14 protein-coding genes are annotated in these 13773 nt (G+C 48.9%); 1 reads left to right on the forward strand and 13 read right to left on the reverse strand.

Going from position 1 to position 13773, the window contains the following annotated elements; translation table 11 throughout:
• Positions 1 to 67 precede the first annotated feature (67 nt).
• From HMPREF9166_RS01005 to cobO, 5 genes are all read right to left on the reverse strand, one after another.
• The gene (locus HMPREF9166_RS01005; protein ID WP_039980786.1) at positions 68 to 1027 is read right to left on the reverse strand and encodes a bifunctional riboflavin kinase/FAD synthetase; all 960 of its coding nucleotides are present in this window, start codon (positions 1025 to 1027) and stop codon (positions 68 to 70) included.
• Between the two features lie 17 nt (positions 1028 to 1044).
• On the reverse strand, positions 1045 to 1956 hold the full coding sequence (gene murB / locus HMPREF9166_RS01010; RefSeq protein WP_009442173.1) for a UDP-N-acetylmuramate dehydrogenase: 912 nt from the start codon (positions 1954 to 1956) through the stop codon (positions 1045 to 1047).
• On the reverse strand, positions 1953 to 2450 hold the full coding sequence (trmL, locus tag HMPREF9166_RS01015) for a tRNA (uridine(34)/cytosine(34)/5-carboxymethylaminomethyluridine(34)-2'-O)-methyltransferase TrmL (RefSeq protein ID WP_009442174.1): 498 nt from the start codon (positions 2448 to 2450) through the stop codon (positions 1953 to 1955). The genes murB and trmL overlap by 4 nt, the downstream gene beginning before the upstream one ends.
• A gap of 107 nt (positions 2451 to 2557) precedes the next feature.
• Entirely contained in the window at positions 2558 to 4210 is a 1653-nt protein-coding gene (gene ilvD, locus HMPREF9166_RS01020) for a dihydroxy-acid dehydratase (RefSeq protein ID WP_009442175.1), read from the reverse strand.
• A 174-nt stretch (positions 4211 to 4384) separates the two neighbouring features.
• Entirely contained in the window at positions 4385 to 4921 is a 537-nt protein-coding gene (cobO, locus tag HMPREF9166_RS01025; protein WP_009442176.1) for a cob(I)yrinic acid a,c-diamide adenosyltransferase, read from the reverse strand.
• Positions 4922 to 4975: 54 nt separating this feature from the next.
• Here cobO and HMPREF9166_RS01030 point away from each other — a divergent pair, with 54 nt between their 5' ends.
• Positions 4976 to 6601: a GDSL-type esterase/lipase family protein gene (locus tag HMPREF9166_RS01030; RefSeq protein ID WP_009442177.1), complete on the forward strand. Its 1626-nt coding sequence runs from the start codon at positions 4976 to 4978 to the stop codon at positions 6599 to 6601.
• Positions 6602 to 6647: 46 nt separating this feature from the next.
• Here HMPREF9166_RS01030 and queA read toward each other — a convergent pair whose 3' ends face one another.
• The 8 genes from queA to tyrS form a co-directional block, all read right to left on the reverse strand.
• Positions 6648 to 7679, reverse strand: coding sequence for a tRNA preQ1(34) S-adenosylmethionine ribosyltransferase-isomerase QueA (gene queA / locus HMPREF9166_RS01035; RefSeq protein WP_009442178.1), 1032 nt, complete (start codon positions 7677 to 7679; stop codon positions 6648 to 6650).
• A gap of 66 nt (positions 7680 to 7745) precedes the next feature.
• A complete protein-coding gene (locus tag HMPREF9166_RS01040) occupies positions 7746 to 8897 on the reverse strand; it encodes a SpoIID/LytB domain-containing protein (protein WP_009442179.1) in 1152 nt (383 codons plus the stop codon).
• Positions 8898 to 8912: 15 nt separating this feature from the next.
• Entirely contained in the window at positions 8913 to 9515 is a 603-nt protein-coding gene (locus HMPREF9166_RS01045; protein ID WP_009442180.1) for an epoxyqueuosine reductase QueH, read from the reverse strand.
• Between the two features lies 1 nt (position 9516).
• Positions 9517 to 10554 carry a Holliday junction branch migration DNA helicase RuvB gene (ruvB, locus tag HMPREF9166_RS01050; protein WP_009442182.1) on the reverse strand — a complete coding sequence of 346 codons (1038 nt, stop codon included), beginning with the start codon at positions 10552 to 10554 and terminating at the stop codon, positions 9517 to 9519.
• Positions 10555 to 10575: 21 nt separating this feature from the next.
• Complete coding sequence (gene ruvA, locus HMPREF9166_RS01055) at positions 10576 to 11175, reverse strand: Holliday junction branch migration protein RuvA (protein WP_009442183.1); 600 nt, start codon at positions 11173 to 11175, stop codon at positions 10576 to 10578.
• Between the two features lie 72 nt (positions 11176 to 11247).
• Positions 11248 to 11742 carry a crossover junction endodeoxyribonuclease RuvC gene (gene ruvC, locus HMPREF9166_RS01060; protein WP_039980788.1) on the reverse strand — a complete coding sequence of 165 codons (495 nt, stop codon included), beginning with the start codon at positions 11740 to 11742 and terminating at the stop codon, positions 11248 to 11250.
• Positions 11743 to 11808: 66 nt separating this feature from the next.
• On the reverse strand, positions 11809 to 12537 hold the full coding sequence (locus tag HMPREF9166_RS01065; RefSeq protein WP_009442185.1) for a YebC/PmpR family DNA-binding transcriptional regulator: 729 nt from the start codon (positions 12535 to 12537) through the stop codon (positions 11809 to 11811).
• 32 nt (positions 12538 to 12569) lie between these two features.
• Positions 12570 to 13772 carry a tyrosine--tRNA ligase gene (tyrS, locus tag HMPREF9166_RS01070; protein ID WP_009442186.1) on the reverse strand — a complete coding sequence of 401 codons (1203 nt, stop codon included), beginning with the start codon at positions 13770 to 13772 and terminating at the stop codon, positions 12570 to 12572.
• Position 13773 lies beyond the last annotated feature (1 nt).

Raw genomic sequence — 13773 nt, forward strand, 5'->3', positions numbered from 1 at the left:
TAAATAACCAATGACCAAGAAAACGTCGGATTACTCGCTATCTGAGTCATGGATACAACTGCGCAGTTCATATTACCATAGAAATTTTTTCTTGTAAATGAAAAGTTTCCTGAAATACGCATTCCGCGCATTCTTTATCAGATTTAATTTGTGAAATAAGCGCCTCAACGGAATCAAATCGCGTCTCACTCCGTATCCTTTTATGAAACGATACAAGAATCTTCTTTCCGTAAAGATCTCCGTCAAAGTCCATAATGTGAACTTCCATGCGCCGATCACATAGCCCAAACGTTGGATTATTTCCTATATTGGCAACGGCTGAATAGATACGGTGATGATATACAACCGTTACCGCGTATACGCCGTTCGGCAGAATCTCATAGGATTCGCGGAGTGCAATATTGGCTGTGGGAAAGCCAAGCAGCCGTCCACGTGCCTGCCCGTGTATTACCGTCCCAATCATCGTAAAAGGGTATCCAAGAAGCTCATTTACGTGCGTTATATCCCCCTGTTCAATATAGGTCCGAATGCGCGTACTGCTGATTGGTTCCCCATCGTACAAAACGGATGAACACACAATGGTCTCTATGGTATACCGTTTTCCCATATCGTGCAGGAGCTGTGGTGTTCCTGCACCTTTTTTTCCAAACGTATAGTTTTCACCGACAACAATGTATCGCGGTGAAAAATGGCGGTACAGCAGGTGAATAAATTCCTCGGGCGACGTGTCAGCAAAATCATGTGTGAAAGGAATTTCAACCAAGACATCGACACCCAAATTTCGCAGAATCCGCAGACTTACCTGTTCGCTGCTGATGCGGCGTGGGGCTCCCAAGGAATCAACGATGGTCCGCGGATGATTCGTAAAGGAAAAAACAAACGTAGTGCCATGAATCCTGCTTGCCTGTTCAGATGCTGTGCGGATGATCTTTTGGTGTCCGATATGCAGTCCGTCAAACATGCCAAGTGCAACGACGATATTTTTGTATTTTGACGCAAAATCAACCAGCTGATGATATGTTTTCATGGGGGAAAACATTCTCCTTATGGTTCTCCAATGATGCGAAGCTCCGGAAACAGTCTTACGTGATGCTTAGCATATACACGATTCTGTACAGAGTGTATGAGCTGCTGTACATCACGCGCTGTCGCACCGCCTATATTGATAATAAAGCCGGCATGTTTATGTGAGACCTGTGCCCCCCCGTATGTAAGCCCCTTAAGGCCTGTCTGGTCAATCAGCGTGCCGGCAAAATATCCGGGCGGTCGTTTAAACGTACTGCCGGCGCTGGGATAGGAAAGCGGCTGTTTACTTTCACGACGCTGATTGAGGTCAGACATTCTCTCCAAGATAGACGATGGATCATCCGTACGAAGACACAGGTGGGCTTCGCAAATCGCCTCATTATTCGTGTGAAAAACACTGTGACGATAGCCGAAGTCCAGCTCATCCGCAGAATACCGCCGTACCTCTCCATCTGGTGAAATGGTCTTGACTGCCATGACGACAGATTTCACTTCACCGTCGTAGGCGCCTGCATTCATAAAGATAGCACCGCCGATACTTCCTGGTATCCCACAAGCAAACTCCAAGCCAGAGAGGCCCTTCTTTTGTGCAAATGATGCAATATCTTTCAGAAGAGCTCCAGAGCAGACAATAAGCGTTGTCCCCTCCTGCGTGATAGCTGACATCTGACGACTAAAACGAATCACCAGGCCTCGTATACCGCCGTCTCGGATCAGCAGATTGGACCCATTGCCAAGTACGGTGACCGGAATATCATAGTGTTTCGCTTTCTGTATAATCGCGCGCACTTCTTCTGTGTTATGCGGATAAAATAGAAGATCCGCAGGTCCGCCGATACGAAACGTTGTATGGAAGCGCATGGGAGCGTTTTCAAAGAGTCTTGTCCGTTCAAACTCCTGATAACAGGAATGAATGAATGCTTCATTCATATCTGTGTGCTCCTTCCGTGGCAGCCGTTTCCGTATATACGCAAGTCGGCAAATCGATGCTGCCGCAGAGCTTCAAACGCCACGACGGCAACAGCATTGGATAAATTTAACGAGCGTGCTTCTTCCCGCATCGGAATGCGGATAGTATTGGCTTCGTAATCTGTCAATAAAGACTCCGGCAGTCCCGCACTTTCCTTCCCAAAAACGAGAAAATCGTCTATTTTGTAGGATATGTCACAGTAGCTGTGGCGCGCTTTTGTACTGCAGAAGTAAAATGTATGCTCATGATATTGTTGGTGGAGCGCCGCAAAGGAATCGTGATAGTGAACGCGGACAAGATGCCAATAATCGAGCCCGGCGCGCTTTAAGTGCTTATCATCGGTTGAAAATCCGAGTGGCTGTACCAGATGCAGCTCCATTCCTGTCCCCGCGCACAGCCGTGCAATATTTCCGGTATTTCCAGGGATCTCGGGCTCGACGAGAACAATATGCATATTGTTCGCTTCTCCATTCTTTTCCTGAACAACGCAACGACATTATATCGAATCGGCATCATAAAAACAACCCATAGGAGGAGAATCTCCCATGGGTCGAATCAAAATCACTGCAGAATTGCGCCGGTGTTGGCCGATGTTGTTAACTTAGCATAACGCGCAAGGTATCCCGTTTTGATTTTTTGTTCTGGTTTTACCCAATTCTTACGCCGTTTTTCAAGTTCTTCATCACTGACTTCGAGTTCAAGTCTGCGATTCGGAATGTCGATGGTAATCATATCCCCATCTTCGATCAGTGCGATAGGACCGCCTGACATAGCTTCGGGAGACACATGCCCTACACAGGCACCCTGACTTGCACCACTGAAACGTCCGTCAGTGATGAGCCCAACCTTGAGCCCCATGCCTGTAATCACGGCAGTTGGATTCAGCATTTCCTGCATCCCGGGTCCGCCTTTTGGGCCCTCGTAGCGTATGACAACGACATCACCATCATGGATCTTCCCCTCCATGATGGCATTTACTCCCTCTTCTTCGGAGTTAAAGCATTTCGCCGATCCGCGATAGGTAAGCATATCATCTGACACGGCAGATGCTTTCACGACAGCATAGTCCGGTGCAAGATTACCGCTCAGTATGGCAAGACCGCCCTCAGTGCGATAGGGATGATCAACGCTGTGGATGACCGTGGGATCCAGGACTTCTGCGTGTGCAATCCGCTCGCGTACAGTCCCCGTCACTGTCAATGCGTCCAGATGAAGCAAATTCTTCTTGGACAGTTCCTTCATCACCGCAGAGATGCCTCCCGCCTCGTTCAGATCCTGCATGTGATGTGTACCGGCAGGGCTCAACTTCGTAATGTACGGAGTGCGTCGGCTGATCTCATCAAAGAGAGGCGTAGGAAGCTCAATACCTGCTTCGTGTGCGATTGCCGTAAGGTGGAGGACGGTGTTGGACGATCCACCAATCCCCATATCAACGGTGATGGCATTCTCGAATGCATCACGTGTCATTATATCGCGCGGGCAAATATTCTTTCGAACGAGATCGAGAATAATGGTACCTGCCATCTTGGCGAGCAGACGACGTTCTCCGGTATACGGTGCAGGTATTGTCCCGTTCCCGGGAAGCCCCATGCCGAGCACCTCGGTCAAAGAGTTCATGGTGTTTGCGGTAAAAAGCCCAGAGCAAGAGCCACAGCTGGGACAGGCATGTTCCTCGATCGCCGTCATTTCCTCTGCGTCCATCTTGCCGGCGGCAAACATGCCGGCGGCCTCGAATGCCTGACTGACACTGATGTTACGCCCGTGATGGCGACCTGCCAGCATCGGTCCGCCGCTGACCAAAATGGCTGGAATGTTCAAACGCGCTGCCGCCATCAACATTCCCGGAACAACTTTGTCGCAGTTTGGGATCAGAACAAGTCCATCAAAGCCGGATGCCATGGTAACGGCCTCTATCGAATCGGCGATCAGCTCACGGCTGGCAAGGGAGTATTTCATCCCTGTATGCCCCATTGCAATTCCATCACACACACCGATGGACGGAAATTCAATCGGTGTGCCGCCGGCTGCAGCCACGCCGAGTTTTACGGCTTCCGCAATCGTATTGAGATGAAAATGACCGGGAATAATCTCGTTGAATGAATTGCAGACACCAATCAGTGGCTTTGCAAGATCTTCCTTTCCATATCCATTGGCATGAAAAAGTGAACGATGCGCACAGCGCGTCGCTCCTTTTTTTACAACATCGCTTCTCATAAGGATTCTCCCCCACTTCCACTTCGCTCATGCAGGAAGAATTTTTTCAGCACAAGTGAAGATAACAAATACATGACAGAGATTTTAGCGCATTCCTCCATTTTTTTCAACCGAATATTGCTGCAGTATGTATATCTTTCATAGCACGCTGTTGTCAAATATGCTATAATCGGATTAGAATTCGATCCCTTCTTGCGCCTTGATTCCCTGTTGATAAGGATGTTTGATCAGCTTCATCTCTGTGACAAGATCCGCCCGCTCAATGAGTTCCTGTGCGGCATTCCTGCCTGTGAAAATAAGGTGCATACAGGAAGGTCGTGCGGCGATCAGATCATCCAATTCATTTCGTTGGATAAATCCAAAGGAATATGCATAATTGAATTCGTCGAGGATGACCATATCCCACATTCCCCGTTGGATTTCATTCTTTGCCGTATGGAGAAGCTCCTGCGCGGCCTGACGATGCTTTTCCTCCCTATTGTCTCCGCGCTGAGAAAAGCCAAGGCCCCCTTGTCGAATCTCAATCCGCCCCTGCAGCGAATGAAGTGCCTTGATCGCCTCCAATTCACCGTAGGTTCGGCTTCCTTTAATGAATTGGAGGATCAATACGCGCATGCCATTTCCCCACGCACGCATCGCCATTCCAAGGGCTGCCGTTGTCTTTCCCTTACCGTCACCGGTGTGAACGATAATTAGACCTTTTTTTTTCATATTGACCCCTGCCTTTCTAAGGAGTTTTCTATCATATCATCTTTGGGTGAATCTATGAAGCAATATTTGTTTTTTACAAGTCTCATCTTTTTTATCGTTATCGGATGCATTTTTTTTCTTGAGAAAACCGATTTCCTGCATTTTCGTGAACTTGACATTTCTGCCAAGGTATACGAGGAAGACGGCATCGTCACATTGCGTTGGGAACGCCCTGCATATCCATGCTACTATCGTGTGGATACCTATATCAAGACAACGGGAATGGGCACAGACAAAGCTGAATTTGAGCTTGTTAAGACGGAATTTACAACAACACCTTCCTACCGGATCTCCTCGGCGCCGATTCCCTTTTATTATCGGATCACCGCATACGGTATGTTCGGTGCTCTGACATCTCCATCGACGGAGATTGCTTCCCCCTATTTCGCTGCACAGGCACCTATTCCAATCTACCATTATACAAAAGAACATCCAGCAAGTCTTATGCCCTTTCTCGTTTGGCACAGCATTCCTAACGCGGTTCTCTACGAAGTGGAGCTGCTCTCTGCTCCCCCGGAGCAAGAAGGCGGCATCGTACTTTCCACGAAATACCATTTGACCAGCACTCGCGATGTATTCACGAATGGTTGGCAGGCAGACCTGCGGAAGTTTTCCTCCCATAAAACAATCTATTGGAGAGTCCGTGCCTTGGGATTAAAGCAGGAACCCATCGGCGAGTTTTCTTCCGCTGAGCCGCTTGTCATCGATCAAAATGCAGCGATTCCCGATCGTCCCCTACCGAATATTTTCGATCAGGTCATGAATTTCCATCAGCCAATCTACCCAGTCTACCAATGGATTCCGATGAATGGCGTCCATACGTACGAGGTTGAACTTCTGACGGAAAAACCAAAGCATGACCACGGAACAAAACCTGATCCACACCGTGCCTGGGCACAAACCATCTCCGATGTTAATGCCATTTACGATGAATACGCACGCCCCTATGCCGGTACCTACTACTGGCGTGTACGCGGGCTGGATGCCAAAGGTCATACCGTTGGAACATGGTCGGATGTGGCATCATTTACAGTGAATCCATCTCCATCGGGACATGTTTACGCTGCGGCACTCGGAGACAGCATCACTCATGGAGGCGGTGCGATATCGAGCTCCCCCGCATTCCTAGAGTACAGCTATACGACATATCTATCCTTTGAATGTCTCAACCTTGGCCGCAGCGGGGATACATCGCACACGACACTGGAGCGCTTTGACCAAGACGTGCTCCCCCTACACCCGGCCAATCTTTTGATTCTCACAGGCTCCAACAGTCTGCGTGCGGATACGCCTGCACAGGAAATTATAAAGGATCTGGATGCCATCCGAAAGAAATGTTCTCTGCATGGTATACGTCCTATTTTCTTAACGCTGCTGCCGCTGAATCCGGAACGTATCCAGCTGGCATTTCATACTGAAACGGATCCCACGTGGAAAATGAAGTTGAGTCTCATCAATGCGTGGATTCGATCACAGGAGTATTACATTGACATAGAGCCATATTTCTATGATGCAAAGTGGAGTGTCCTAAATCCACTTCTGTCAACCGACGGACTGCATCCGGATGTCAACGGTAAGAGAATGATGGCCGATTTGATCAATCAGCACCATGACCTCCTGAGCGAGCTTCCGGAAAAGTAAGGGACAGTCATACGAAGAGCAACACCTTCGTATGACTGTCCTTTCTTTATGCTCGTGATTGAATCAACATGGCATCGCCGAATGAAAAGAATCGGTAGTTCTCCTCGACGGCTGTTCGGTACGCCTTCAGGGTAAATTCTCGTCCGGCAAATGCACTGACCAACATAATCAGTGTGGATTTTGGAAGATGAAAGTTTGTAATCACAGCATCAACGATTTTGAACTGGTACCCCGGATAGATGAAAATATTCGTCCATCCCTGCTTTGCTTCGATCATTCCATGGTCGACCGCCGCAGACTCCAGTGTTCGGATGGAGGTCGTCCCCACTGCAATTACTCGTCGGCCTTCCTGCTTTGCCATACGGATCAGGTCCGCTGTCTCGGTCGGTATGGAATAAAATTCACTGTGCATTACATGATCTTCGATCTCATCGACTTGAACCGGACGAAATGTACCGAGGCCAACATGCAGTGTGACGAATCCAAGGCGCACCCCCTTTTTTCTCAGCCGATCCATAAGGGCCTCCGTAAAATGAAGCCCTGCCGTCGGCGCTGCTGCAGAACCTTTCTCTCGGCTATAAATCGTCTGGTAACGCTCCGGGTCCTGCAGTGTCTCATGAATGTAAGGCGGAAGAGGCATGGTCCCCAAACGCTCCAGAATCTCTTCAAAAATCCCCTCATAGGAGAATTTTACAATTCGTCCGCCGAAATCCGTATATGCAAGCACCTCGCAGGACAGCTCATGACCAAACGTAATCACAGAGCCGACGCGCATTTTTTTGCCGGGCTTCACAAGAACTTCCCATCGATCTCGTTCCAGTTGGCGCAGTAAAAAAACCTCAGCCTTTCCCCCAGTCGGCTGTCTTACACCAATGAGACGCGCTGGAATCACACGGGTATCGTTGAATATCAGTACATCTCCATCCGTTAGGTATTCATCCAGCTGATAAAAGTGTCGATGTTCGATGCTCTGTGTTTTGGGGGACAACACCATCATGCGTGAAGAATCTCGCGGGTCTGCCGGAACTTGCGCGATTTGCTCCTCTGGAAGAAAGTAATCGAAATCAGAAATATTCATAGATCTCACCTTATATGACTACGGACTGCATAACACAATGTGTTGCTCGGTGTATCCGTAGTTCATTTAGTATATTTTCTCGATGGTTATATCCGTATAGTAGTGCGATAGGATCTCTCGGTCGGTCTTCCCCCGGTCGGCAAATGCCTTGGCCCCCCACTGCGAGAGTCCTAGACCATGTCCTCCACCATAGCCGCGAAAGACAATATCGAACGGTTCACGCTGAATCTCAAACAGGGTACTCGGCAGTGCAAATATCCTGCGTAAGTCATTTCCTGAAACAACACAAATTCCTTTGTCACCGAGGACCTCAATAAACTGGACGCGGCCGCTCGGGCTCCGATCTTTGCTCCCCTTGCCGATGCTGAGAGGAGAAAGATGAATCGACTTCAGATGCCCGACTCTTTTGCTGCTCTCCTCCAATTTTTTCACGAACAGTGTCGTCGAAACGCGCTGTGTCCACGGCTTTGTTTTCGTCTGCAGTTCAGATACGGCATGCAGATAAGGAACATAACTCCCCCACACATGCTCGGCGGACTCAGTCATACCGCCGGAATCCGTATGGAAGACTGCATCAATGACGGCACCATGATAAAACATCACTTCTCCGCGCGTACGATCAACAGCTTCCGTAGTTTCCTTCGTCTCTGCCGAACTTCCTTCATAAACTTGACAATGCGCAGTATTACACAGATCGAATCCTTGCTCGCTATGGCGATTTCTGTTCTTCAGGGCAAACGTTCGTGCTGCAATACTCTGCGCACGTAAAGCGCCCATCGGCCACGTCGAAGGCATTTCTTTGGGCACAACTCCGTACAAATAATCCTCCGTCAAAACATGGTTGATAACAGTCATACCGTTTTGTTTCAGCAATGTAACATAACCACGATATGGCATATCGTTGATGTAAATGGATTCATCTTCGCCTGCCTGAATGTATAACTGCTTAGCCTCATACAATTTTCCATTGAGTTCAAATGTATTATGAAGGAATCGAACCCGCAGTTTTTCCTTTTGTGGAATCGTCAGAATGGGGCTCTTTTGCTGCTCGTCTGTGTATACATAAAGCGGTGCATTCCTTCCGGAAAATTCTGCTTCCGCGACACCCTGGCTGATTCCTACCGTAATTTCCGGCTGCCACGATGCGGACACAATGCCAGGAACAACGAACAGAAATGTACTGATGACAAGAATACTGCACCGCAAATACAATTTCATTGCTGCACTCCCTTTTCATACGGAAAGCATTTGGCGTTGTCGTTTCTTCTCCCGATTTTCCTTTCGATGAATTTTTTGCAGTTCCTTGCTGTATCGTTCTTCTTCACTAAAAATACATCCACAGTAGGATTGACGGTAGAGCTCCATATCCTTGCTCATATCAATACCTTCCTGCCATCCGATACGAAAGTCTTCGTAGTAGAACGTGATGCAGTACTGATCTGCAAAATATTCTGCAACAGAGCGCATGAGATCATGCTGTTGGTAGATACTGTAGAACAGGGTTGATGTAAAGGCATCGAATCCGTTCTGTGCCGCATAGGCGGCAGTTTCCTGCAGGCGCCATGTATAGCACATACGGCATCGTCCACCGCGCGTATCCTCTGCAGGAAGAGCTTTTTTCAGAAATGAACGCATCTGATATTCCCGATCAATGACAATCGGCATCTGCACCATTTCCGCAAACTGTGCTGCCCCCTGCATCCGTGCTTTCCATTCCTGATATGGATGGATGTTCGGGTTAAAGAAATACCCGGTCGGCTCTATGCCGTCGCTGCGTAATTTTTTTACCGGATAGCAGGAACATGGACCGCAGCACATATGCAAAAGCATTTTCATGTTAGAGTAACTCTCCCTGTCTGTCATCACCGCGTGGATACGGTGCCCCGATGTGTTCATACCCACCCTGTGTCACAACACGTCCGCGCGCAGTACGAGCGATAAAGCCAAGCTGGATCAAATACGGCTCATAGACATCCTCTATGGTCTCTGTCATCTCACTCAGTGCCGCCGCAAGGGTCTTGAGTCCGACGGGGCCACCGGAGAATTTCTGAATCATGACTTCAAGCATATAACGGTCTTTGTTCTCTAGACCACATTCGTCGACTTCCAATGCATCCAGTGCATCGATGGTAACGGAACGCGAAATAATTTCCTCGCCTGCCACTTGTGCAATATCACGCACGCGCTTTAGAATACGGTTGGCAACGCGCGGCGTTCCACGCGAGCGACGTGCAATCTCAAGTGCACCGTCTCGTTCAATATGAACGGAAAGAATCTCAGCGGTACGTTCGATGATGAGCAGGAGAGCGTCGGTCGTATAGTACTCTAACCGCGCCTGTATCCCAAATCGGTCGCGCAGCGGTGCCGATAGAGATCCGGTCTTCGTCGTTGCCCCAACCAGCGTAAACGGTGCGAGGTCTAAACGGATGGATCGCGCACTTGGCCCTTTTCCTATGATAATATCAATGGCGTGATCTTCCATGGCAGAATAGAGTATTTCCTCAACATGATGGGAAAGACGATGGATCTCATCGATGAAGAGAACATCGTGTTCTTGTAAATTGGTCAACAGGGAGGCGAGATCTCCCTGCCGTTCGATGGCAGGCGCCGATGTCTGGCGAAAATTAGCCCCCATCTCATTGGCAATAATGGCCGCGAGTGTCGTCTTTCCAAGTCCCGGCGGGCCACAAAGGAGGACATGGTCGAGCGCTTCTCCCCGCGACAGCGCCGCTTGTATAAATTTGGATAAATTGGACTTTACTCTATCCTGTCCGATGTATTCACTGAGCCGCCGCGGCCGCAGACTATACTGCCAGCCATCGGTGGACTGCTCTTCATAGGAAATGATTTCTTCATCTTCCCCCATCTCAGGCATTGTGTTCCCTCCTCTCCTGGATCAGAGTCGCTGTAGTTCTGCCAATGCATACCTGATCAGCTCCTCCGTATTTTGGCAGGAATGCCTCTGTCGGAATACACGCTGAATCTCACTATCTTGAAAACCAAGCGTGAGAAGCGCTTCTGTCGCTTCAGCGATCATACTATTTTCGGTCTTTGTTCCGACGTTGTTGTCACCTTCCGGCAGATCTGCAACCGAGACATCTGATAGCTTGTCTTTCAGCTCCAATAGAATACGCTCAGCCGTCTTCTTTCCAATACCGGGAAGTTTTGTGATACCTTTTACGTCCTTTTGCTGCACCATACGGTAGAAATCATTTACTGTTGCCGAAGAAAGGATTCCCTGAGCGACTTTTGGTCCGATGCCTGAAATGCCGATCAAATGGAGGAACAGATCATATTCTTCCCGCGAAAAGAAGCCATAGAGAAGAATGGCGTCCTCTCGTACATTTGTATGAATGTAAAGCATGACTTCCGCACTTGGACTGATATGTGCACGCGTCTGATTGGAAATGAATACGCGATAACCTACATCATGCACATCAAGAAGGCAATAGTCGGATGTGATATGCGTTGCTTTTCCTTTTAGAAATCCGATCATAAATCTACTCTGCTCCTGTCAAAACAAATCCTCGCGAAGTTCAGCCTTCATTTCATCTCGGTCAACATGAGCCTACAATCGATTGCGCAAGGCAATTGTGTCCATGCAGTGTGCAGCACTGATCGCGACAGCGAGAGCATCCGCCGTGTCATCAGGATGAGGAGCCTCGGGCAGATGGAGGAGTTTTGTCACCATGTAGATGACCTGCTCCTTTGTTGCCTTTCCGTATCCCGTAACGGATTGTTTCACCTGAAGCGGCGTTCTCTCAATCAACAGAAGGTTATTTTTTGCCGCGGCGAGAAGTACGACCCCACGCGCCTGTCCGACCGGTATGGCTGTCGTAACATTGCGATTGAAGAAGAGCTGTTCCACGCCCATTGCATCGGGGCGATATTTTTGGATGAGTTCATCGAGCACTGTATGGATTTTTAACAAGCGCTGTTCCACAGGCATTTTTGATGGTGTTGTAACAGCTCCATAGGCATGTGCATGTAAACGCGACCCATTTTGCTCTACAAATCCGTAGCCGCAAATAGCTGTTCCTGGATCAATACCAAGTACTAACATTGTATATTCCTATGCGATTCCTAAAAAAGTGCAGACACGATGTCTGCACTCAAGGAAGGTTGTCGTCTACTCATCCATTTCATAGTTGCTGTAGACGTTTTGAACATCGTCATTGTCTTCCAGCGCATCAATCAGCGTCTGCATTTTCTCCGCATCTTTGTCAACGAGGTGAACCGTCGTGTCAGGAACCATCGTCACCTCTGCTGATGCCGTTTCAATCCCCTTTTCGCCCAATACAGTCTCAATGGCATCGTAGGCATCCGGCTCAGCGACGATCTCAAAGACATCGTCCTCGGAGCGCATGTCCTCAGCACCCGCCTCCAAAACGAGCTCCAGAAGTGCGTCCTCATCATCAAAGGTATCTCGTTCGACCACGAAAACAGCTTTCTTTTTGAACATCCATGAGACACAACCATCCTGTCCAAGGTTTCCGCCATACTTCGAAAAAAGATGACGCACATCCGCAGCAGTGCGGTTACGGTTGTCGGTCAGAATATCGAGCATTACCGCTGTACCACCCGGACCGTAACCCTCGTAGATCACCTCTTCGTAATTGCTGCCCTCGGTTGCTCCGAGTCCTTTTTGAATGGCGCGATTGATATTGTCCTTCGGAATATTATTGGCCTTTGCCTTGGAAAGCGCCAATTTCAGACGCATATTTCCCGTTGGATCCGCGCCACCCATACGGACAGCAATCGTGATTTCGCGCCCGATCTTCGTCGTGATTTTTCCGCGGATTGCATCATTTGCACCTTTTTTACGCTTGATATTTGCCCATTTTGAATGCCCGGACATTATTTATCTCCTTCCCATCGTCAACGTAGTATTCAGCAAACCAACTGATAGTGCTTCTTTTTTCCTTTTTTCAGCAGTGCTTTCCCCTCTGAAAAAACATCTGCCTGTAAGACATAATGTTCATCCGAGACGCGCGTCTCATTGAGCGTGACACCGCCCTGCTGAATCAAGCGGCGCGCCTCTCCTTTGGAAGAAAAGACGCCCTCGCGCGTCAGTGCATCAATCAGCTTCTCTCCACATGTCACATGGAGCTGTGGAACCTGTTCAGAGACACCACCACCGAACAGAGCCCGCGCCATCTCCTGTGCCTTATGTGCTTCCTGCTCTCCATGAACGATCTTCGTCACCTCGTAGGCAAGCACTTCCTTCGAGTGATTCATCTCCTGCCCTTCAACGGACGTCAGACGATGCACTTCCTCCATGGGGAGGAATGTGAGCAGAGAGAGACAGGTCAAAACATCCGTATCATCGACGTTCCGCCAATACTGATAGAAATCATAGGGAGAAGTCTTCTTCGGGTCAAGCCAAAGTGCTCCGCCCGCCGTTTTGCCCATTTTCTTTCCATCGCTTTTGGTCAGCAGCTTATTGGTTAGGCCAAATACGGTAATATTCTTCTTGCGACGGCAGAGTTCGACACCGGCGATAATATTCGACCACTGGTCGTCGCCGCCCATTTCAAGGCGACAGCCGTAGCGTCGGTTGAGCTCTAGGAAATCATACGCCTGCATAATCATGTAGTTGAACTCAAGGAAGGTAAGCCCTTTCTCCCACCGCTGTTTATAGCTTTCTGCAGCAAGCATACGATTTACTGTAAAGTGTGCTCCAACATCGCGGAGCAGATCAATATAATTGAGCTTGCGCAGCCAGTCGCCGTTATCGACCATGATGGCACGTCCATCCGTAAAATCGATAAAGTGCGAGATCTGTGCCCGAAAACAATCGCAATTATGCGCAATGGTTTCATCGGTCATGACCTTGCGCATATCTGTTCGTCCTGAAGGATCACCTACTGTCCCCGTGCCGCCACCAACAAGACAAATGGGACGATGTCCTGCACGCTGCATGTGGGACATGGCCATAAGTGCAATCAAATGTCCTGCGTGGAGGCTGTCTGCCGTCGGATCGAATCCTGTGTAGAATGTCACCTGTTCATGATCGAGCAGGTCGCGCAGTGCAGCTTCGTCTGTGCACTGTGCAAGAAACCCGCGCTCCTTTAAAATATCAACAGCATTCAAT

Source organism: Selenomonas sp. oral taxon 149 str. 67H29BP, assembly GCF_000146365.1.
GTDB classification, from domain to species: domain Bacteria; phylum Bacillota; class Negativicutes; order Selenomonadales; family Selenomonadaceae; genus Centipeda; species Centipeda felix.